This is a genomic window from Nisaea sp., assembly GCF_017640745.1.
Taxonomy (GTDB): Bacteria; Pseudomonadota; Alphaproteobacteria; order Thalassobaculales; family Thalassobaculaceae; genus Nisaea.
The window spans coordinates 1-20,841 of sequence record NZ_JAEPQA010000001.1; the positions used below are offsets into that span (position 1 = coordinate 1).

The following is a 20,841-nucleotide window of genomic DNA, read 5'->3' on the forward strand; positions in this document are numbered from 1 at the left end:
GCCCCGACCTCGCCGACGCCTTTCACGCCGAGGGTGTTGTGGGTGCAGAGCGTACTCTGCGTGGCCACCTTGTAGGACGGCAGGTCGCTGGCCCGCGGCATGGTGTAATCCATGTAGGAGCCGGTCATCAGCTGACCGCTTTCGTCATAGACCGCCTGTTCCAGCAATGCCTGGCCGATGCCCTGGGCGATGCCGCCATGGACCTGGCCTTCGACGATCATCGGATTGATCACCCGTCCGATATCGTCGACCGCGGTGAAGTTCACCACCTCGACGACGCCGGTATCCGGATCGATCTCGACCTCGCAGATATGGCAGCCGCCCGGATAGGTGAAGTTCGCCGGGTCGTAGAACGCCTTCTCGTCCAGCCCCGGCTCCAGCTCTTCGTGCGGGAAGTTATGGGGGACATAGGCGGTGAGGGCGACCTCGCCGAAGGCCATCGAGCGGTCGGTGCCGGCAACGGTGAAGTTGCCGTCCTTGAACTCGATATCCTCGGCGGAGGCCTCGAGCACATGGGCCGCGATCTTCTTCGCCTTGTCGATGATCTTGTCCACCGCGCGGATCAGGGCCTCGCCGCCGACCGCGAGAGAACGCGAGCCGTAGGTGCCCATGCCGAACTGCACCTTGTTGGTGTCGCCGTGGCTGATCTCGATATTCTCCAGCGGCAGACCCAAACGGTCGGAGACGAGCTGGGCGAAGGTCGTCTCGTGACCCTGGCCATGGCTGTGCGTGCCTGTGAAGACGGTGACGGACCCGGTCGGATGGACCCGGACCTCGGCGGACTCATAGAGACCCGCACGGGCGCCGAGCGAGCCGACGACGGCCGACGGCGCGATGCCGCAGGCCTCGAGATAGGTCGAGAAGCCCATGCCGCGAAGCTTGCCGCGGTTGGCCGCTTCGGCCTTGCGGGCCGCGAAGCCGGTGACATCGGCGAGTTTGGACGCGGAGGCAAGCGTCGCCTCGTAGTCGCCGCTGTCATATTGCAGGGCCACCGGCGTCTGGTAGGGAAAGGCGTCGGCCGGAATGAAGTTCTTCCGGCGGATCTCGACCTTGTCGATGCCGGTCTCGCGCGCGGCCTGGTCGACGATGCGCTCGATGAGATAGGTCGCTTCCGGCCGTCCCGCGCCGCGATAGGCGTCGACCGGCACGGTGTTGGTGAAGATCGCCTTCACGTTGGCGTGGATCACCGGCGTGGTGTAGGTGCCGGCGAGGAGCGTGGCGTAGAGATAGGTCGGCACGCAGGGCGCGAAGGTGGAGAGATAGGCGCCCATGTTCGCCTTGGTCTGGACCTTGAGGGCGAGGAACTTGCCGTCCTTGTCCATCGCCAGCTCGGCATGGCTGATATGATCGCGTCCATGCGCGTCGGAGATGAAGCTCTCGCTCCGCTCCGCCGTCCACTTGATCGGCCGGCCGACCTTCGGCGCCGCCCAGGTGACGATCGCCTCCTCGGCATAATGGTAGATCTTGGAACCGAAGCCGCCGCCGACATCCGGCGCCACGACGCGCAGCTTGTGTTCCGGAATGGAGAGCACGAAGGCGCCCATCAGGAGACGGATCACGTGCGGGTTCTGGCTGGTGGTGTAGAGCGTGTATTCGCCGGTCGCCCGATCGAATTCGCCGACTGCGGCGCGCGGTTCCATCGCGTTCGGAACCAGGCGGTTGTTCACGAGATCGATCTTGGTGACATGCGCCGCTTTGGCGATCGCCTCGTCGACCACGGCCTCGTCGCCGATTTCCCAGTCGTAGCAGAGGTTGGTGCCGATATCGTCATGCACCAGGACCTTGCCGGCGAGTGCCGCGTCCATCGTGGTCGCCGACGGCAGTACCTCGTAATCGACGGAGATCTTCTCGGCCGCGTCCTTCGCCTCGGCATAGCTTTCCGCGATCACGACGGCGACCTGATCGCCGACATAGCGGACCTTGCCCTTGGCAAGCGGCGGATGCTCCGGCTCGTGCATCGGCGAGCCGTCCTTCGAATGCACCTGCCAGCCGCAGGGCAGGGAGCCGACCTGCATGTCCTCGCCTGTGAAGACCGCGAGTACGCCCTTGGCCGCTTTCGCGCCGCTGGTGTCGATCGATTTGATCTTGGCATGCGCGTGCGGGCTGCGCAGAATATAGGCGTATGTCTGACCGGGACGATTGATGTCGTCCGTATAGTTGCCCCGGCCTGTCAGAAAGCGGAAATCCTCGACGCGCTTGACGGCGGCGCCTATGCCCGTACCCGTGGTTCCGTCCGGCATTTTATCCTCCCAGATCCTGAAGCGGTTGGTCCGCTGTTTTTGTTCAGGTGTTTAGACGCCCGCGGCCTGTTGCACCGCCTTGACGATATTGTGGTAGCCCGTGCAGCGGCAGATGTTGCCCTCGAGCCATTCGCGGATCTCGTGCTCGTTCGGCTTGGGATTCTTCTGCAGCAGGTCGACCGCGCTCATCACCATGCCGGGCGTGCAGAAACCGCACTGCAGGCCGTGATTGTCGCGGAACGCTTCCTGCATCGGGTGCAGCTTGTCGCCGTCGGCGAGCCCCTCGATCGTCGTCACCGCGGCGCCGTCGGCCTGGACGGCGAGCATGGTGCAGCTTTTCACCGAATTGCCGTTCACATGCACCACGCAGGCGCCGCACTGGCTGGTGTCGCAGCCGACATGGGTGCCGGTCAGGCGGAGCTGTTCGCGGATGAATTGAACTAGCAGCGTGCGCGGCTCAACTTCGCCGCTGACAGCTTTCCCGTTCACCGTCATGGACACGGTGGTCATATCTTCTCTCCCTGCAATCTCCCCAGGGCGCCGCCGTGGCGGCCGCCCTCGGATCCCAAGATCCTGAATATGCCGAAAAGTTCGCTCCTTCCGACCTTGGCGCTCAGTCTCACAGCCAATCGCGGTCAAGGTCAAGCGACGGATAGAAGACGCTGCGAATTCGTGATCGAAGGGAGCGGACGGCAAAGAAAAACGGCGCGGAACGAGTGTCCCGCGCCGTTTCGTACCGGCCGCGACGGGCCGGGGTTTTTCAACGGATCAGAAGCTGAGCGCCGTCATCGCGAACCAGACCAGGCTGGCGACCGCCACGCCGGTCGTCAGGACCGCGGTCCAGTGCAGACCGTGATATACATTTTCCGCCGGAACGCCGTCTTTGCTCATTGCTTTGTCCTTTCCTTCGTCTGCTGTTGCCGGAGCCGGCGCTGCTGCAGCCGCCGGCGCTTCGCCGCCTTCTCCAACGACCTCGCTGAAGGTCTTGAAGAAATCGTTCGCCATTTTCTTTGCCGTCGAGTCGATCAACCGCGCACCGATCTGTGCGAGCTTGCCGCCGACCTGGGCATTGACGTCGTATTTGAGCAGGGTTCCGCCTTCGGCATCCGACAGCGCGACCTTGGCGCCGCCTTTTGCAAAACCGGCCGCGCCACCCTTGCCTTCGCCACTGATCGTGTACCCGTTCGGCGGATCGATGTCGGACAGAGTCACCGCGCCGGTGAATTTGGCCTTCACCGGACCGACCTTTGCCGACACCTTTGCGTCGAACGCATTGTCCGCAGTGCGGTTGACTTCCTCGCATCCGGGAATGCACTGCTTGAGGATCTCGGGATCGTTCAGCGCCTCCCAGACCTTCTGCCGGGGCGCGGGGACGAGATACTCGCCGCTCATGTCCATAGCGATGAACCTTTCTCTAACGAAGGAAAACCCGGAAGGGTCGACTTATCATTTTTTCCAGACCCGTTCCAGATAGGTCGGCTTGCTGCCCGTTACCATATGTGACCGCGGAGATTATACCGCCGAGTAGCTCACCATCAGTGCGACTAGGAGGAGGAAGGCGATGATCGCCACCGCATTTCCGACGCCGAAAGTCCGCCCGTAGAGACCGCCAGGCGCAAAGACCGAGGCCGACAGGGACATTGCCGCGCGAATGACGGTCTTGGCGTCGTCCGTCACGTGCTTGTAGCCGGTATCGATCGCCCGACCGACCGCAATCAGCCCGCGCGGCAGCAGCCGCCGGTAGACCCAGTCGAAATCGAGATTGGTCGATTTCAGCTCCGGCGGATAGATCCGGTAGAGCATGAGCACGGTGAAGGCCAGAGCCGCGAACGCCAGAAGTTGCAACTGCGTGATAACGTGAGACGCCGTATAGGGCGCGTAGTCGACATCGTAGGGAAGCAGCGCATAGAGCGGCTCCGGCCAGACACCGATGCCGACGCAAAGTACAGCGGCGGCGCCCATCGCGAGCAGCATGTTCGTCGGCGCTTCCTTCGGGCGCATTCCGCGGTCACGGGCAAAGAATACTGAATAGCAGATCCTGAAAACGGATTGATGGAACGCACCAAGTGACGCCAGCAGCAACGCACACCAGACGAGCCAGTAACCTTCCTTGCCGCTAGCGGACACGATCAGCGACTTCGAGACAAAGCCCGAAAACAGCGGAAGTGCGGAAACCGACGCGGCGCCGACGACGCAGAAGGCCATCGTAAGGGGCATGCTTCTGAAAAGATTCCCAAGGTCCGAACCTTTGCAGGTGCCGGTGCGGAACAGGACCGCCCCCATGGCCATGAAGAGCAAGGCCTTGTAGATCACGCTGGCAAATGCATGTGCCGCCGTTCCGTTCAGCGCCAGTTCGGTGCCGATACCGATACCGACAACCATCATTCCGAGCTGGCTGTTGAGGGTATAGGCAAGTACACGTCTCAAGTCGTTTTCGATTGCCGCATAGAATATCGGAAATACCGCCATCACCGCGCCGATCCAAATGAGCATCTCGGTTCCGGCAAAGCCGCGCGCGAGGGCGTAGACCGCAAGCTTGGTGGTGAAGGCGGAAAGGACGACGGTGCCGACGACCGTGGCCTGCGAGTAGGCGTCCTGCAGCCAGTTGTGCAGCAGCGGAAAGGCGCACTTGATGCCGAACGCCAGCAATATCAGGGGTGCGCCGGGTGCATCGAGACCGAAATGTTCGAAAGCGAGCGAGCCCGTTGCGTTCAAATGCACGATTAGGCCCGCAAGAAGCAAGACGCCGGAGCTGACTTGGATGATGAGGTAGCGCATGCCGGACCGAAAGGCGCTCTCGGTCCCACTCGCCCAGATCAGAAACACCGACGAGATAGCGGTCAGTTCCCAGAACACAAAGAGCGAGATGAGGTCGCCTGCAAGCGCGGCTGCGATGGCGCTGCCGGCATAGACTTGCGCAGCCGTAAGCTGCAGCGGGTCGGCTTCGTGCCACGCATAGAGATTTCCGAGGATGGCTGCGATCATGAAGATCGTCACGAAAATGCGGGACAGGTTGTCGATCCTCAGCAATTCGAGCTCGTAGCCGAGGAAGCTGACAGCCGCGTGGGAGCCGTCGGGGAGTGCGAAGATATAGGCGAGCAGCACTGTCGGCAGGGCGATGACATAGATGCGCGAAAGCCTGGCGCCGAGCAGCGGAACCAGCAGCCCGCCCAGTGCCAGCAGAATGCCGGGATTCATCGGGAGGAGGAACTCAGCGATCGCGGTCATAATAATCCTCGTCCCGCATCAGGAAGACCCGCATACCCCTGGCGGCGAAGACCAGCCCGACGCACATCACGAAACCGTAGATGGCATAGAACCCGAACCAGGACTCGGCCTCGAAATAGGGATGCTTGTGATAGAAGGCATCGGCGGCAAACAGCGCGGCACAGACGGCGACGAGCGCATATATGATCTTCTTCACGTTCTTCGGCTCATCAAGCCAGCGTGGCGTTTCGCCCCCCGAAGCGCCGCGGTTACGATTTTCGCCGTGATCGCTCATACAGCCAGCCTCACTCTACGATTGGACGCAGCAACGCGATGACCGCGTCGGCATAGAAGAAGAGAACGAAACAGCCAAGTGCCGTCAGGCAGGGGGGCAGCACACATAGCAACGGCGCTTCCTGAATACCGCTTTTCGACGGCGCGACGGCGGCACCCGCTGAAGCCGTTGCGAGTTCCGGCGCGGGGCGGAAGAAGCCTTTCGCGACGATCGGCATCAGATAGGCAATGTTGAGGAGCGAGCTGATCATGTAGATCGCGACCACGATCAGCATGCCGGTTTCCGCCGCGCCCAGCACGAGGTACCACTTGCTCCAGGTGCCCGCGAGCGGCGGCAGCCCGATAATCGAGAAGGCGCCAACACAGAAGGCCGCGAAAGTGAAGGGCATCTTGCGCCCGAGGCCTTGCATGTCGCTGATCTCGGTCTTGTGGGTCGCGACATAGATCGCGCCTGCGCACATGAAGAGGGTGATCTTGCCGAGAGCGTGGGTCGCGATGTGCAGGGCTCCGCCGAGGATCGCATAGTGGTTTGCCAGTGCCGCGCCGAGAACGATGTAGGCGAGCTGGCTGACGGTCGAATAGGCGAGCCGTGCCTTCAGATTGTCCTTGCTCAAGGCAACCAGCGAGGCGGTGATGAGGGTAAACCCGGCAACCCAGATCAGCCAGTTCGCGGCGCCGCTGGCTGCAAGGAAATCGATCCCGAAGATATAGACCACCACCTTGAGGACGGTGAAGACGCCGGCCTTGACGACGGCCACGGCATGCAGCAGCGCACTGACCGGTGTCGGAGCGACCATGGCCGAAGGCAGCCAGCGGTGAAACGGCATCAGCGCCGCCTTGCCGATCCCGAACATGTAGAGTGCCAGGAGAAACGGCAGCAGGACCGGATCGACCTTGCCGGAAAGAATGCCCCCGGCAGTGAAATCGAGCGTACCGGCGGCGATCCAGGTCCAGATGATGGCGGCCAGCTGCAGCCCGATCGATGTGCCGATCAGAATGCCGAGATAGGTCCGGGCGCCCTGTTTGGCCTCCTCGGTCTCCTTGTGCGCGACCAGCGGATAGGTCGAGAGTGTAAGGACCTCGTAGAAGACGAAGAGGGTGAACATGTTGCCGGCGAAGGCGATGCCCATCGCACTGGAGATCGCAACCGTGAAGCACATGTAGAACCGAGTCTGCTTCTTCTCGTCGTTCCCCCGCATGTAGCCGATGGAATAAAGCGAGTTCACGATCCAGAGGCCGGAGGCGATGCAGGCGAAGAGCATCCCCAGAGGCTCGATCTCGAAGGACAGCGACAGCCCCGGCATCACTTCCATCAGATCGACGCTCGGACGCGCGCCGTCGAGCACATCGCTCAGCAGCGAGAGGACGATGGCGAACAAGATGACCGACGTGGTCAGTGTCACCGCCTCGCGCAGGTTCGGCGACTTGCCGGTCAGCCAGATCAGCACCATACCGACAAGCGGCAGGAACAGAGTCGAGAGGAGGGCGGTTTCGGCGCTCATTGCATCACTCCCACCAGCCCTTCGGCTGCGGCGCGTGCGACGGAGACCGTGAAGTCCGCGTCAACGCCGAAATAGATATTCGCACCGACCAGGACCCAGGTCGGGATCAGCATCGAGAGAGGGGCCTCGGCGACCGCCCGACCTGGAGGTGGGGCTTTCAGGTAAGCGGCTTCGATTACCCTCCAGATATAGATGACCGCGAGCAGCGAGCTGGCGACGATCAGGGCCACGAGCCACCAGGCTTCCTGCTCGAGCGCGGCGGAAATCAGATACCACTTGCTGATGAAGCCGACCGTCATGGGCACGCCGATCAAGCTGAGGCCGCCGATCACGAACGCGGCCATGGTCCAGGGCATCTGCCGGCCGATCCCGGAAAGGTCTGCGATATGGACCGAGCGGATGCGCACGAAGACGCAACCAAGCGCCATGAAAAGCGCGCCCTTCATCAAGGCGTGATTAAAAAGATGGAGCGTCGTCGCCATCACCCCGGTGACGCTCAGCAGGCCGAAGCCGAGCACCATGTATCCGATCTGCGCGACGCTGGAATAAGCCAGCATGCGCTTCAGATTGTATTGGTAGATGGCGGCGATGGAGCCTGCGAACATCCCGGCAAGGGCAAGCGGGATGCCGACCGTCCCGGCCATGGGCGCCAACAGCCCGGAGCCGGTTCCGAAGACCGTGAAGGAAAAGCGCAGCATCAGGTAGACCGCTGCCTTGGTGGCGGTTGCCGCAAGAAAGGCGGTTACGGCGCTTGGCGCATGCGTATAGGCGTTCGGCAGCCAGGTGTGGAGCGGGAAGAGGGCAAGTTTCAATGCCAGGCCGACTACGATGAAGGCAAAGGCCACATCGACCGTACGGATTTCGGCGATGGTCCCAAGACGAACGGCGATATCGGCCATGTTGAGGCTGCCGGTCGCCATGTACAGCAGGCCAATGCCGATCACGAAGAAGGTCGCGCCGATGGTGCCGAGAATCAGGTAATTGTACGCGGCCGTGAGCGCCCTGCGATCGATCGAGGAGCCGGCAGCGACCAGCACATAGGTCGACAGCGAGGAAATCTCGAGGAAAACGAAGACGTTGAACGCATCGGCTGTCGCCGTGATGCCGAGCAGGCCGGTCAGGCAGAGGATGTAGGCGGTGTAGAGCAGACTGTGCAGCTTCTCCGGAACCTCGGCCTCGAAGCTCCGCTTTGCGAAGGGCAGAACCACCGATGATATTCCGGAAATGATGAGCAGGACGATCCCGTTGCTCGCATCGACCCTGTACTCGATCCCGAGCGGCGCCATCCAGCCGCCGAGCTCGTAGCTGATCGGGCCGCTTTCCATAACGGTTTGCAGCAGCAGGAGAGAGCAGAGGAACGCACCGACGCTGACGATCAGCGTGAAGAACCATGCAAGGTTGCGGATCCGCAGCACCGAGCAGATCGGCGCGGCCAGCAGCGGTCCGACGACCTGCAGGACCGGGAGATGTTCGGCGGCGATCATCGCGCCTCTCCTTCCGCGCCCGGGATGCGGTCCTGCTCGCCTTTCATCACGGCGACATTGAGGTCTTCCAACTCGTCTTCCTCGATCGTGTTGTAGGTTTCCTGGATCCGTACGACGAGCGCGAGGCCGAGCGCCGTCGTGGCGATGCCGACCACGATCGCTGTCAGAATCAGCACATGCGGCAGCGGGTTGGAAAAGAGTTCCGTCTTTCCTGTCAGGATCGGCGCGGTGCCGCCTTCAGCCTTGGCGAGGCTGATATAGAAAAGAAAGACCGAGGTCTGGAACACGTTCAGACCGACCAGTTTCTTTACCAGATTGCCGCGCGAGATGACGATATACAGCCCGAACAGCATCAGGACGATGACGATCCAGTAATTGTATTTGTCGAGGAAGAGCTCAAGCATGGCTTACCAGTCGTCGTCCTGAATGTCGTCGGTGCGGCCGGCATAGGCGAAGAAGATCGCGATGATCACCCCGGTTACGGTCACACCCACGCCGAATTCCACCACGATGATGCCGAGATGCTGCCCGCCGGTCGGCGTCGCGGCGAGCACGTCGTAATCGAGGTAGGTGCCCCCAAGGAGCAGTGACGCGACGCCTGTCCCGCCGAAGATCAGCAGACCGAGCGGAACGAGGATTGCCAGCCAGCTCGCCGGAAATGCCTTTTGAGCGGTTTCCACGCCGTAGATCAGGGCGTAGAGCACGAAGGCGGCTCCGAAGATCACACCCGCCTGGAAGCCCCCGCCGGGCCCGTAATCGCCGTGGAACTGCACATAGAGCGCGTAAAGCAGGATGAACGGTATCAGCAGCTTCGAGACCACGCGGAGGATAAGATGATGCCTCATGCCCTATCTCCCGGAGTCTCAGTTTTCTTTTCGTCCTCTTCATCCTCGCGGCGGCGCCGTCCGATCAGGAACCAGACGCCGATACCGGCGGTGAAGATCACCGCCGTTTCTCCGAGCGTGTCGAAGCCGCGGTAGCTGGCCAGGATGGAAGTGACGATGTTCGGGACCTGGATGTCGTCGCGCGAGCCGGCGATGTATTCCGGTACGATATGCTTGAACCCGGCGGCCTCGGTCGAGCCGAAAGGCGGCATTTCGACGGTGCCGTAGATCAGCGCCGCGCCGACCGCGAGGCAGACCAGTATCGGGCCGATATGCAGTTTGACGGCGTGCTTCTCGCTCCGCCGTGTCAGGGTCATCGCGCCCAGCATGAGAACGGTCGAGATGCCTGCGCCGACAGCGGCTTCGGTGAAGGCCACGTCGACCGCGTCGAGCGTGACGAAGAGCGCGGCCGAAATCAGGCTGTAGATGCCTGACAGCATCGCCGTCGCGAAGAGGTGGCGGGAGCGGATTATTCCGATGGCGGTCACCGCCAGGAGCGTCATCAGGGAGATGTCGACGGCGACATTCACGAGTCCGGAGCCCATCAGCGCTTCTCCCTTTTGCCCGGCTCAAGATCCTTGGCCGGAACGCCGAAGGGACGGAGGCCGACCGCATTGGCGGCATTGGCGAGCGCATGCGTCGCGGTCGGGCTGGTGAAGAAGATGAAGAGCGAGATCATCGCCAGCTTCACGGTCACGAGGGACCAGCCGGCCTGCAGCATCATGGCGATCAGCAGGAGCTCGGTGCCAAGCGTGTCGGTGATCCCGGCGCCGTGCAGGCGGGTATAGAAATCGGGCAGCCGGAGCATGCCGAGGGTGCCGGTAAAGACGAAGAACACGCCGGCAAGTATGAAACCCCAGGAGAGGATATCGATGAGGAGCTGCATCAGGTCGCTCCCCCGTTACCGTTTCCGTTTTCCGCGTCGCCCGCGATGCCGAGGTTGCGGTAGCGGAAGAATTTGAGGATCGCGATGGTGCCGACGAAGTTCATCAGCGCGTAGAGCAGGGCAATATCGAGAAAGTCCGGGCGTCCGCCAATGAAGCCGAGCACGGCGATCAGCAGAACCGTCTTGGTGCCGAAGCTGTTCCCCGCGAGCACCCGGTCATAAAGGGTTGGCCCCATGAGTCCGCGCGCAAGCGCCATCAGCATCGGAATGATCAGGCCGGCCGCGGCCACGGCGAACATCATCGGATTTTCGCCTCCACGGCGGTCACGCGTGCATCCATGTCGCTTTCCAGCAGGCCCTGGGCCATCTCGTCGGTGATCGCGTGCACCAGGATCTCGTCATTGTCGATATCGACGGAGACGGTCCCGGGGGTAAGGGTGATCGAGTTGGCGAAGGTCGTGATGCCGACATCGGTCTTCTGTGTGGCTTTCACCCGGATCATGCGTGGCGAAATCTCCATCTTCGGAGAGAGGACGATTTTGGCCACGTCGATATTCGCCTTGCCGATTTCTTTCGCCAGCCAGATCCAGTAACGGATGAGGCTGGGCCGCAGATTGACGGAGACGGGAGTGCCATCGATCCGGTCCATCCGGACGGCGAGCCAGATGCTCAGAACCAGAGATGCAACGCCGAAGCCGAGGACCAGTTTGTGGTCGAGACTGATCGACCCGGACAGCAGCATCCAGAAGGCGGCAAGACTCGCCCCCAGACTCAAGATGTGCCCCATCGATCCGTCCCCCCTCGATCCAAGGCCAGACTCGTTTGCCCCGGCGGGCGGCGGTCTGGTGTACCAAGAACCAATCCGACAGCAAGGCGGCATTGTCAACTGAATGACGACAATGCAATGACACAGGGGTGGATCGGAGTGCAATCTCCGTCGCGGAAATATCCTGTTCCATATTTCGACGAAGCGGCAAAACGCGTGGAGGCTTTATAAAGATGTCTTGGCTCTTGCAGGACGGGGCTGATCGAACGGCGGCCGGCGAACGTCTGGCGGCCCTTTGGCAGCGTCCGGGGATTGTCCGGATTCCGGGAGCGCATGACGCTCTTTCCGCCGTCATCGCCCGCGATACCGGGTTCGAATCGCTCTATCTCTCCGGCGGTGCGCTCTCGGCAAGTCTGGCGCTTCCGGACCTCGGCATGATGACGATGGAAGAGCTGGTCGGACAGGTCCGCAGCATCGTCCGGGCGTCGGCGCTGCCGCTGGTGGTCGATGGCGATACCGGATATGGCGAGGCATTGAACGTGATGCGGCTCTGCCGGGAGCTGGAAGAGGCGGGGGCGGCCGCGGTGCAGCTCGAGGATCAGGTGCTGCCGAAGAAATGCGGGCATCTCTCGGACAAGCTGCTCAACGACAGGGAGTCGATGTGCGCGAAGATCGCCGCCGCCAGCAAGGCGCGGCGTCACCTCCGGATCATCGCGCGGACCGACGCGATGGCCTCAGAGGGCCTCGATGCGGCGATCGCACGGGCGCAGGCCTATGTCGCGGCCGGTGCGGACGCGATCTTCCCGGAGGCGCTGACCGAGGAGGCCCATTTCCGGGCCTTCGCCGAGGCGTTGGACGTTCCGCTGCTCGCGAACATGACGGAGTTCGGTAAGACGCCCTATTTCACGGCTGAACAGTTCGAGGCCTGGGGCTTCAAGATGGTGATCTGGCCGGTGACATCGCTTCGGGCGGCCGCCGGGATCGTGCGCGATCTCTATACGCATCTTGCCGAGCACGGCAGCCAGGAAGGTTTCCTTGAGCGTCTGATGCGCCGCAAGGACATCTACAAGCACATCGGCTACAGCGAATACGAGGCGTTGGACGGGAGCATTGCCGCCAGCGTGGTGCCGGACGCCGAGTAATCGACGTCGGAGTTCCGCCGGAAAATTGTCTCCATGACAAAGTTGCGATAGCGGGCGTGTTCTAAATAGGTCAGAAGTACTGTCCTGTTTTGTTGCTCGTGGAGATCGCAAAATGAAACAAATGTTCTGGCGCAACGGCGAATGGCTATCAAACGAACCGATGGTCAGCGGACCGCTGCAGATATCCTTTTGGTCCGGGAGTTCTGTTTTTGATGGCGCCCGGGCCATCAGGGGAGCGCTTCCGGACATCGCGCTTCATGCAGCGCGCGTGGTCAACTCGGCGAAGGCGATGCTACTCAATCCGGGGCTGGATGCGAAAGCCATCGAGGGGCTCTGCCGCAAGGCCGCAAGCCGGCTTCCGGCGGACACTGATTACTATATCCGGCCGATGTTCTACTCGACGGGCCAGGGTGTCGCGCCGGAAGGCAACGATACGGAGTTCGTGCTCGCGGTTTTCGAGGCACCGCTTCCGGATCCGGTCGCGGGCAGTGCCTGCCTCTCTAGCTTCCGGCGCTGCGCGACCGATCAGGCGCCGACGAATGCCAAGGCCGGCTGTCTCTATCCGAACGGGCAGCGGGCGCTGAAGGAGGCGCGCGAGCGTGGTTTCGATCTGCCGGTGATGCTAGATCCTGAAGGCAATGTCGCGGAATTCTCCACTGCGAATATCTGGATCGTGAAGGACGGGGTGGCGAAGACCCCGGCGGCAAACGGCACCTTTCTCGCGGGCATCACGCGCAAGCGGCTGATCGGCCTCCTGAATGATGACGGTATCCCGGTCGAAGAGACCGTGCTCTCCCCCGAGGATCTCGCGAGTGCCGACGAGATGATCGTCTGCGGCAATTTCGGCAAGATCCAGGCGATCACCAAATACGAGGACCGGGAAATGGCCCCAGGACCGGTTTTCGAGCGCGCCCGCAAGCTCTACATGGACTTCGTCGACAGCGCACGGCAGGCCGAGGTCGCCGCCGAGTGACGGCCCGCTCCCGCGCCCTGCTGACTGAGGCGAGGCGCGGGAGCACGCTTGGTTACTTCAGCTCCGTCGCGTAGCTCGCGACGTCGGGCGTCTTGCTCACCAGTCCGGACTCGCGCATGAAGGCGGCGAAGCGCTCGTAGCGGCCGGTATCGAGCGCTGCAGGGCGGAGCGCGAAACGGGGCAGGGTATCCCGCCAGGCCCGCTTGTTGAGCTCGTCGTCGAGCTCCTTGCGCCCGTCGATAAACGCGGCCCAGGCGTCATTCGGATGGTTGACCAGATACTGGGTCGCGCGTTCGACGGCGGAGAGGAACTTCTTCAGCCGAGGATCGCCGAGATTGTCCTTGTGGGCGATATAGATCAGTTCGTCATAGGGCGGCACGCCTTCCTCCTCGACGAAAAACGCCCGGCCGGGCTGGCCGACGATGTCCATCTGGTTCAGCTCGAAATTCCGGAAGGCGCCGATCACCGCGTCGACCTGTCCCGAAATGATCGAGGGCGAGAGCGAGAAGTTCACGTTGATCAGTTCGACATCGGTGAGCGAGAGGCCGTGCTTCTTCAGCATGGCGCCGAGCAGCGCATCCTCGAAACCGCCGACGGAGTACCCGACCTTGCGCCCCTTGAGGTCGGCGATCGATTTGATCGGACCGCTCTCGAGCGCGACCAGTGTGTTGAGAGGCGTCGCGACGAGCGTTCCGAAGCGCACCAGCGGCAGGCCTTCGGCGGCCTGGATGTGCAGCTGCGGCTGATAGGAAACGGCGATCTCGGCCTTCTTCGCGGCGACCAGCTTCGGCGGATCGTTCGGATCGGCCGGCGCGATCAGCTCGACCTCGAGCCCTTCGGCGGCGAAATAGCCTTTCTCCTCGGCGACGATCAGCGGCCCGTGATCCGGATTGACGAACCAGTCGAGCAGCACGGTCAGCTTGTCGGCGGCACGGGCCGGGGCTGTGCCGAGCGTGAGGAGCGCCAGCAGCAGCGCGGCGGTGCGGATAAACATTCAGAATCCTCCGGTATTGGTGGTGGGCCGGGCTTCGCCGGCTTGCCAGGGCATCGCGGCCCTCAGCAGGAAATCGATCCCGTAATAGAGCGAGACCGCCAGGATCGAGAGAGTGAAGAGGGCGGCGAACATCAGGTCGATCTGCAGGCGCGCATTGGCGTGCAGCATCAGGAAGCCGAGCCCGGAACTGGAGCCGACCCATTCGCCGACGATGGCCCCGATCGGCGCGACGGCTGTCGCCACGCGCAATCCGGACGCGAAGGCGGGCAGGGCGGCGGGCAGGCGGACATGGAGCAGCAGATCGAGCCGTCCCGCGCCGAGCGTGCGGGCACAATCGATGAAGAGCGGATCGGTCCGCCGCAGCCCGTCGAACATGGCAGCAGTGACCGGAAAGAAGATGATCAGCGCGGCCATGGCGACCTTCGAGGCCATGCCGTAGCCGAGCCAGAGCACCAGCACCGGGGCCAGCGCGAAAACCGGTACGGCCTGGCTGATCACCAATACCGGCAGCAGCCACGGCCTGACGCGCGCCGACCAGCTCAACGCGAGTGCCGCCGCCGCTCCGAAAACGGTGCCGATAGCGAGGCCGAGAAGGATTTCGGCGAGGGTGGTCGCGGCGTGTCCGAGAATGAGATCCGAACGTTGCCAGAGCGCTTCCGCGACCGGCACCGGCCCCGGCAGAATGTAGGGCGGCGCGCCGCTGAGGCTGACGACGCCCTGCCAGAGCGCGAGCAGCCCGGCGAAGATCACGAGCGCGCGCATCATTGCCACTCTGCGGACCGGGCAGGACATCTTATCGGTGAAGTACGCGGCCGTGCGCGATTGGTCATTTGGCTCTCCCTCCGCCGGCATTACCCGGATCAGGTTAAGGGTCGTTCCCTTTGGAACCTCTCAGCCGCCGACGCGGCTCCCCTGAACGCGGCAGATAATGGGCGAGCTTCTTCGTGATGGCAAGTGCACGTTATTCACCCCTCTGGATGACCGGGCCGAAGCGCGCTACCTAGAAGGCCGAGAGAGACATTCTTGCGGGGATCACGTGAGCGACATCGGACCGCCCATCGGACTCGAAGCGCTTGAAGCGCGGGTCCGCGACGATCTCGGGATCATCTCCTATCCCGACGCGAACTGGGTCCCGGAACGGACCGGACCTGACGGGCGTCCGGTGCTGGACGTGCTCGTGATCGGCGGCGGTCAGGGCGGTCTCGCCATCGCCCATGCGCTGAAACGGGCGCGGATCGAACGCGTGCGCATCGTCGATCGTGCGCCGGAAGGCCAGGAAGGCCCGTGGATGACCTACGCCCGGATGCCGACGCTGCGGTCGCCGAAGCAGGTGAACGGTCCGGATCTCGATATCCCTTCGCTGTCTTTCCGCGCCTGGCTCGTCGCCCAGCACGGCGAGGCGCGATGGGAGGCACTCAACAAGATCGCGAAAGAGGACTGGGCCGCCTATCTCCTCTGGCTCCGGCGCGTGCTCGACATCCGCATCGAGAACGGGATCTCGGCGGAGCGGATTACGCCGTCGCCGTCCGGAAACCTGATCTCCGTCGACCTCATGGATGTCAAAACCGGGACCCGCGAGAATGTTTTCGCGCGCAAGGTCGTCATCGCGACCGGGATCGAGACCCCGGGAAAATGGTGGACGCCGCCGGAGGTTGCCGCACTGGACCGGAAATACTGGGCGCATGCGTCCGAGGATATCGATTTCGGACGGCTCAAGGGGCGGCGCGTCGCGGTGCTTGGAGCGGGTGCCTCCGCGTTCGACAATGCGGCGACGGCGCTAGAGGCGGGTGCAGCAAGCGTGACGGTCTGCTGCCGGCGCGAGGAGCTGCAGAGGGTGCAGCCGTTCAAATGGCTCTCGTTCCCCGGATTTCTCGGCCATTTCGCCGAACTCGACGATTCCTGGCGCTGGCGCTTCATGAACCATCTTCTAACGCTTCGCGAAGCCTTTCCGAAGGAGACCTGGGAGCGGACGGCAAGACACGAGGGTTTCGAGCTTCTGACGGGGGCGCCCTGGCTTTCCTGCGATGTTCGGGGCGGGCAGGTTGAAATCGTCACTCCGAAACGGAAGCTCGAGGCCGACTTCCTGATTGTCGGTACCGGCTTCGATATCGATCTGGGGGCCGTTCCGGAGCTTGCGGACATAGCGGCGACGGCAGCCCTCTGGCGTGACCGGTTCCAGCCGCCCGCGGAAGAGGAAAACCCGAGACTGGGACGCTATCCCTATCTCGATCCGACCTACACCTTCCAGGAGCGCAAACCCGGCACCGCGGCGTGGCTAAGGCATGTGCGGCTCTTCACGTTCGGCGCGACGCTCAGCTTCGGACCCTCCGGGTCCTCGATCAACGCAATGAAATTCGCGGTGCCGCGGCTTGTCTCCGGCATCGTGCGAGATCTCTTTACCGAGGATGTCGAGCAGCACTGGAGCAGTCTGAAATCTTATGACCTGCCCGAGTTTCTGCTCCCCGGGGAGGACGGAAACGCCGCCCCCCAGCAGGCGGTGATCGGCAGGACTGCATGAGCCTTCTGGCCCCTGATACCCGGCAGCATCCCGGAGTGCAGTTTCCGGCGGCGTTTCCGAAGCGGCCGGTCATGATCGGGAGCGAGATCTACCGGCGATCGCGCTATGGCGTGAAACATCCGCTGTCGATTCAGCGTGTCACGCCCGTGATGGACCTTGCGCGCGTACTGGGTCTGCTCCCGGATGATCTCTTCATCGACAGTCCGATGGCGTCCCCGGAGGAACTCTCGCGCTTCCATGCGCCGGACTATATCGCCGCCGTCGTGGCCGCGGAACGGGACGGGCGGGTGAGCGACGAGGTCAAGGAGAAGTACAATATAGGCCGTTCGGGAAACCCGGTGTTTCCGGAGATATTCAGTCGCCCTGCGACAGCCGCGGGGGCTTCGCTGCTGGCAGGCAGGACACTGGCCTCGGTAGAGCGCGGTGTCATCCATTCGCTGGCCGGCGGCACCCATCACGGACGCCGGGACATGGCGTTCGGTTTCTGTTTCTTCAACGATCCGGTGCTCGGCATTCTGGCGATGCTCGACGGCGGGCTCAAGCGCATCGCCTATGTGGATCTCGATGCCCATCACGGCGACGGGGTGCAGGACGCCTTCCATCACGAGGACCGGGTGCTGACCGTTTCGATCCATGAATACGACCGCTGGCCCCGAACCGGTCCCGCAGGGGACCGCGCCGGCGGAATGGCGCGGAACTTTCCGGCGCCGAAAGGTCTGAACGATACCGAGCTCCGCCATCTGGTCGAGGAAGGTGTGGTTCCCGTCGTCGAGGCGTTCGCTCCGGAGGCCATCGTGATCCAGAGCGGGTGCGACGCGCTGGCCGACGATCCGCAGAGCAAGCTCGAGCTCTCGAACAACGCGCTCTGGGAGGCGGTCTCGCGCCTCACCACGCTCGCGTCGCGGGTTCTGGTGGTTGGAGGAGGTGGATACAATCCCTGGGCCGTGGCGCGCTGCTGGACGGGCATATGGGCCCTGATAAACGGCCATGATCCGCGTGACATAGCTATCGATCCGGCAGGCGAGAGCATTCTTCGCGAGTTGTTCTGGAACCACAGTCGCGGCCGCAACCCGCCGGAGCACTGGTTCACGACCCTGGCCGACCGGCCGAACGAAGGTGCTGTCCGTTCCGAAGTGATCGACCTGGCGCGTCTTGTCAGGCATCCCGACTGATGGTGCTTGCGCATGCTGGAAGGTCGCTTGCAAGGTCATGCACCCGCCTGTGTTCCCCGATGTGAATTGAGCGAGAACGTATGAACTCGGACCAGACAATCCCGATTGCTCCGGCTACACATCTCCCGGAGCGGCCGGTGCTTCGAGAGATGCTGAAGGATTTCGAGGCGGCGAAGCAGGTCGGCGAACGAAGTGCGCGCGGCGCGCACTGGGATATCTTTCGGCCCGATTTCGACCGGCTGATCCGGACCGAGGCGCTATGGCCGCGCTTCCGGCAGATGGGGGTGAGCTACCGTTTCGACGACAGTTTCCATACGGGAAACGGGCGCGGGAAACGGGACATGCTGCCCTCCTATGCGGCGCTCGAAGAGGCGAAGCCATGGCGGTTCGACGGGCGCGCGGTGCAGATCAGGATCGCCGACTTCATGGAGAAAGTGGCGGGGCTTCTGAGTTGGGAAGAGGTCGCTTTCCTGTCGGAATGCAGGATTGGAAGTCCGCCGGCCGTCCCGATCGAGGACCGGGACTTGAAGGCGGACTGGAACGACATCAGTCAGGTCTTCTTTGCGATGCAATTGAAGAAACTCTTCGAGCTTGGGGCCGGGGGCAGAGATGCTCGCCCGGTCTTTCTTGAGATCGGAGCGGGATACGGTTCGCTCGCCGCGAAGCTGCGCAAGCTGATTCCGAATCTCCAGTGCATTCTTCTGGATCTTCCGGAAGTGAACGCAGTGCAAAGGTACTATCTTAGCGAGGCGGAGCCGGGGGCGACGGTTCTTGGCGCCGCTGCCGCCCGGGACGATGTGGCGGCCGCTCTCGATCATGCGGATTATCTGCTGCTCCCGGCCGCAATGGCGGGTCAGGTGCCGGCAGGACACGTGGATCTGGCGGCGAACATCCGCAGTTTCATGGAGATGCCGATCTCCGTCGTCGCCGATTACATCCGTACTGTGCAGCGGGTGGTGAAATCGAACGGGCAATTCTTTTGCGCGAACGCTTTGGAGAAGACCACATCGGGAGATGTGGTGCGGCTCGGGGAATATCCCTTCGATGAGAACTGGTCCATGGTCTCTCCGCCGATGCCGCTGCCATGGCAACCTCACATCGTCGCGCTATCGCTGCGACGAGGGGCGGCGGGAGATCGTTTGCGGGCTGCGCTCGATTCCTTGACCGCCTAGAAGCTTCCTGCCGGACATCTGGACGAAACGATGAAACAGCATCCCACGAGCAGCTTTCGAAAGTTCCTTCGCATCATCCTGCTTGGATTGATCGCGCTTGGCGCCGCTGGACCGGCGAATGCGGCGGATGGGACTTCTCGGCTGGTGATATTGAGTGCCGGTCAGGAGCATGTCTTTTCGGTCGAGGTCGCGGACACGCCGGAAGCGCGGGCGCGCGGCCTGATGTTTCGCGAGGACCTTGCGGAAGATGCCGGCATGCTCTTCATCTATCCCGCAAAGGCCAAGGTTTCGATGTGGATGAAGAACACCTATGTCAGCCTCGACATGCTGTTCCTCGACCGCGACGGCACAATTCTCCATATCGCGGAGCGGACCGTTCCGCGTTCGACCGATGTCATTTCGTCACGGCTGCGGGTGAAAGCAGTGCTCGAAGTCGTTGCCGGAACCGTTGCACGACTTGGCCTTCGGGCCGGGGATCGGGTCGCGCATGCCGCGCTGGAGCCTGCGCGGTAATCTCCTGCCGCCTAACTGATGCTTTCGAGCGCTTCTTCCAGCAGCGCGGTCATCGGATGACGTGCGGCGATTTCGTAGGCTTGCCGGCCGTCTTCGATCCATCTGCCGGCGCTGCAAGCCTCGAGGCAGCCGTCGATCAGGGCAAGGCGGTCCGGGAAGACACGTGCAGCCTCAAGATAGCCGTCCGGATCTTCCGTCTGGTCCGACAGCGGCATGATGCCATTGTTGGCGAGATAGACGACGCGTTGCGGGCTGGCATGGCGCCCGTGCGCGATGTTCAGGTTGACCTTTGCCAGGGCGGCGCGGGAATTGCGGACCAGATCGTCGGGGGCATTGGACGCGCCGGCATTCTCCGTGGTCACGACCCTGAGCCCCCGCGCCGAAAGCGTATCGAGAACCCGCTTGCGGTCCGGATAGGCCGAGGTGTCTCCGAAGAAGAACACGTCGATCGGCCGCTCTTTCAGGGACGGGATCTCCGAGACCGCGGGGTGAAAGCCGTACCGGAGATAAAGGGCGCGTTCCGTCAGTGGTGCGTAAAGCGGGACGTCCTGGCGGAACAGGCAGAGGACGGCGGCGGCATTGCCGATAAAGCGCTTGAATTCCTCGTCGGTCTGATCCGGCCCCGGTTGCGTCAGATGGGAAAAGCCGTCGAACAACTCGACCCCGAGGACCGCATAGCGCACACCGCCATCGATCATTGCATCCGTCATCTGTTTCAGACGGAACGCCATCGGCGGCGCAATCAGATTGAGAGCGCCGGCCTCGATGGCATTGTCCGAGACCCGGACCTGATGTCCGAGATCGGTGAGGGAGACATAGAGAAGCTGGTAGAGGTTGCGGTAGAGATTGAACCGGTTCCCGATGTTCACGATGTTGATGAACACGCGTTTTCTCCGTGGTGACCTTGGACGGGGGCGGGCGCGGCGGTGAAGGCACCGTCTGACACGCTGCGCTACGCAGCCGACTCGGGTCGGTTTTAGAATGAGCGGGCGAGAATTGACAGTCGCCGCTTGCCGCTGCGCCGCATCGCTGGTCGTTTCAAGTCATTCTCGGAGGACAATTTCAGATGCCCGGAAATGAACTATTGCGCGGGA

22 protein-coding genes and 1 riboswitch are annotated in these 20,841 nt (G+C 62.8%); of the genes, 6 read left to right on the plus strand and 16 right to left on the minus strand.

Annotated elements, in window-relative coordinates:
- From JJ959_RS00005 to JJ959_RS00065, 13 genes are all read right to left on the minus strand, one after another.
- A partial coding sequence (locus JJ959_RS00005) for a xanthine dehydrogenase family protein molybdopterin-binding subunit (RefSeq protein WP_292879222.1) occupies positions 1 to 2,240 on the minus strand: 2,240 nt, incomplete at its 3' end.
- A gap of 51 nt (positions 2,241 to 2,291) precedes the next feature.
- The gene (locus tag JJ959_RS00010) at positions 2,292 to 2,750 is read right to left on the minus strand and encodes a (2Fe-2S)-binding protein (RefSeq protein WP_292879223.1); all 459 of its coding nucleotides are present in this window, start codon (positions 2,748 to 2,750) and stop codon (positions 2,292 to 2,294) included.
- Positions 2,751 to 3,008: 258 nt separating this feature from the next.
- Entirely contained in the window at positions 3,009 to 3,638 is a 630-nt protein-coding gene (locus tag JJ959_RS00015; protein WP_292879224.1) for a carbon monoxide dehydrogenase subunit G, read from the minus strand.
- Positions 3,639 to 3,752: 114 nt separating this feature from the next.
- A complete protein-coding gene (locus JJ959_RS00020) occupies positions 3,753 to 5,468 on the minus strand; it encodes a Na(+)/H(+) antiporter subunit D (RefSeq protein ID WP_292879225.1) in 1,716 nt (571 codons plus the stop codon).
- Positions 5,452 to 5,664 (minus strand): hypothetical protein, encoded by a 213-nt coding sequence (locus JJ959_RS00025; protein ID WP_292879226.1) that lies wholly within the window; start codon positions 5,662 to 5,664, stop codon positions 5,452 to 5,454. The genes JJ959_RS00020 and JJ959_RS00025 overlap by 17 nt, the downstream gene beginning before the upstream one ends.
- A gap of 88 nt (positions 5,665 to 5,752) precedes the next feature.
- Positions 5,753 to 7,243, minus strand: coding sequence for a monovalent cation/H+ antiporter subunit D family protein (locus tag JJ959_RS00030; protein ID WP_292879227.1), 1,491 nt, complete (start codon positions 7,241 to 7,243; stop codon positions 5,753 to 5,755).
- Positions 7,240 to 8,727, minus strand: a complete 1,488-nt coding sequence (locus JJ959_RS00035; protein WP_292879228.1) for a monovalent cation/H+ antiporter subunit D family protein — start codon at positions 8,725 to 8,727, stop codon at positions 7,240 to 7,242. The genes JJ959_RS00030 and JJ959_RS00035 overlap by 4 nt, the downstream gene beginning before the upstream one ends.
- Complete coding sequence (locus tag JJ959_RS00040) at positions 8,724 to 9,131, minus strand: cation:proton antiporter subunit C (protein ID WP_292879229.1); 408 nt, start codon at positions 9,129 to 9,131, stop codon at positions 8,724 to 8,726. The genes JJ959_RS00035 and JJ959_RS00040 overlap by 4 nt, the downstream gene beginning before the upstream one ends.
- Positions 9,132 to 9,134: 3 nt before the next feature.
- Complete coding sequence (locus tag JJ959_RS00045) at positions 9,135 to 9,572, minus strand: Na(+)/H(+) antiporter subunit B (RefSeq protein ID WP_292879230.1); 438 nt, start codon at positions 9,570 to 9,572, stop codon at positions 9,135 to 9,137.
- Positions 9,569 to 10,156 carry a DUF4040 domain-containing protein gene (locus JJ959_RS00050; protein WP_292879231.1) on the minus strand — a complete coding sequence of 196 codons (588 nt, stop codon included), beginning with the start codon at positions 10,154 to 10,156 and terminating at the stop codon, positions 9,569 to 9,571. The genes JJ959_RS00045 and JJ959_RS00050 overlap by 4 nt, the downstream gene beginning before the upstream one ends.
- Positions 10,156 to 10,497 (minus strand): monovalent cation/H(+) antiporter subunit G, encoded by a 342-nt coding sequence (gene mnhG, locus JJ959_RS00055; protein WP_292879232.1) that lies wholly within the window; start codon positions 10,495 to 10,497, stop codon positions 10,156 to 10,158. The genes JJ959_RS00050 and mnhG overlap by 1 nt, the downstream gene beginning before the upstream one ends.
- A complete protein-coding gene (locus tag JJ959_RS00060; RefSeq protein WP_292879233.1) occupies positions 10,497 to 10,799 on the minus strand; it encodes a monovalent cation/H+ antiporter complex subunit F in 303 nt (100 codons plus the stop codon). Before JJ959_RS00060 ends, mnhG begins: the two co-directional genes overlap by 1 nt.
- Positions 10,796 to 11,284, minus strand: coding sequence for a Na+/H+ antiporter subunit E (locus JJ959_RS00065; protein WP_292879234.1), 489 nt, complete (start codon positions 11,282 to 11,284; stop codon positions 10,796 to 10,798). Before JJ959_RS00065 ends, JJ959_RS00060 begins: the two co-directional genes overlap by 4 nt.
- Before the next feature lie 212 nt (positions 11,285 to 11,496).
- On the opposite strand from JJ959_RS00065, the gene prpB reads away from it, so the two are divergent.
- Both prpB and JJ959_RS00075 read left to right on the plus strand, forming a co-directional pair.
- Entirely contained in the window at positions 11,497 to 12,405 is a 909-nt protein-coding gene (prpB, locus tag JJ959_RS00070; protein ID WP_292879235.1) for a methylisocitrate lyase, read from the plus strand.
- A gap of 112 nt (positions 12,406 to 12,517) precedes the next feature.
- A complete protein-coding gene (locus JJ959_RS00075; RefSeq protein ID WP_292879236.1) occupies positions 12,518 to 13,378 on the plus strand; it encodes a branched-chain amino acid aminotransferase in 861 nt (286 codons plus the stop codon).
- A gap of 52 nt (positions 13,379 to 13,430) precedes the next feature.
- On the opposite strand, the gene JJ959_RS00080 is transcribed toward JJ959_RS00075, so the two are convergent.
- Both JJ959_RS00080 and JJ959_RS00085 read right to left on the minus strand, forming a co-directional pair.
- Positions 13,431 to 14,372 (minus strand): ABC transporter substrate-binding protein, encoded by a 942-nt coding sequence (locus tag JJ959_RS00080; protein ID WP_292879237.1) that lies wholly within the window; start codon positions 14,370 to 14,372, stop codon positions 13,431 to 13,433.
- Positions 14,373 to 15,137 (minus strand): ABC transporter permease, encoded by a 765-nt coding sequence (locus tag JJ959_RS00085; protein WP_292879238.1) that lies wholly within the window; start codon positions 15,135 to 15,137, stop codon positions 14,373 to 14,375.
- 55 nt (positions 15,138 to 15,192) lie between these two features.
- Positions 15,193 to 15,296: riboswitch (TPP riboswitch) on the minus strand.
- Between the two features lie 112 nt (positions 15,297 to 15,408).
- Here JJ959_RS00085 and JJ959_RS00090 point away from each other — a divergent pair.
- From JJ959_RS00090 to JJ959_RS00105, 4 genes are all read left to right on the plus strand, one after another.
- Positions 15,409 to 16,890, plus strand: a complete 1,482-nt coding sequence (locus tag JJ959_RS00090; protein WP_292879239.1) for an NAD(P)/FAD-dependent oxidoreductase — start codon at positions 15,409 to 15,411, stop codon at positions 16,888 to 16,890.
- Positions 16,887 to 18,062 (plus strand): acetoin utilization protein AcuC, encoded by a 1,176-nt coding sequence (locus JJ959_RS00095; protein ID WP_292879240.1) that lies wholly within the window; start codon positions 16,887 to 16,889, stop codon positions 18,060 to 18,062. The genes JJ959_RS00090 and JJ959_RS00095 overlap by 4 nt, the downstream gene beginning before the upstream one ends.
- Before the next feature lie 137 nt (positions 18,063 to 18,199).
- Positions 18,200 to 19,234, plus strand: a complete 1,035-nt coding sequence (locus JJ959_RS00100; RefSeq protein ID WP_292879241.1) for a putative sugar O-methyltransferase — start codon at positions 18,200 to 18,202, stop codon at positions 19,232 to 19,234.
- Between the two features lie 30 nt (positions 19,235 to 19,264).
- On the plus strand, positions 19,265 to 19,747 hold the full coding sequence (locus JJ959_RS00105; RefSeq protein WP_292879242.1) for a DUF192 domain-containing protein: 483 nt from the start codon (positions 19,265 to 19,267) through the stop codon (positions 19,745 to 19,747).
- A gap of 11 nt (positions 19,748 to 19,758) precedes the next feature.
- On the opposite strand, the gene JJ959_RS00110 is transcribed toward JJ959_RS00105, so the two are convergent.
- Positions 19,759 to 20,631 carry a hypothetical protein gene (locus tag JJ959_RS00110; RefSeq protein WP_292879243.1) on the minus strand — a complete coding sequence of 291 codons (873 nt, stop codon included), beginning with the start codon at positions 20,629 to 20,631 and terminating at the stop codon, positions 19,759 to 19,761.
- Between the last annotated feature and the right edge of the window lie 210 nt (positions 20,632 to 20,841).